The following is a 259-nucleotide window of genomic DNA, read 5'->3' on the forward strand; positions in this document are numbered from 1 at the left end:
CTCCGGCGACGATATCAATGTGCAGTTTCGGCTTGGCCGACAGTCCCGGAACCGCGGTGGAGCCTACGTGGTCGAGGCGCTGGACAAGAGGACCGAGCTGCTCACGCAACTGCGCGATGAGCCTGTCCGCAGTTTCGATCCAGCTTGGGTCATGGTCAATTAGTATGATGGCCATTCCCTGAAATCCATAATTTTCAATCGGTTAAAATGAAATTCCGTGACGCTGTGTGTCAAAATCATTGCAGTTCGTGACTTGCAT

General features: G+C 52.5%; 1 protein-coding gene. It reads right to left on the reverse strand.

All coding sequences use genetic code 11. The annotated features are described in order from the left end of the window. Window positions 1–175, reverse strand: a 175-nt coding sequence (locus tag SB717_RS37340; RefSeq protein WP_410908160.1) for a GrpB family protein, incomplete at its 3' end; no start/stop codon positions are given. Window positions 176–259: the final 84 nt, after the last annotated feature.

This window comes from Priestia sp. SIMBA_032 (genome assembly GCF_046535215.1).
Classification (GTDB): domain Bacteria; phylum Bacillota; class Bacilli; order Bacillales; family Bacillaceae_H; genus Priestia; species Priestia aryabhattai.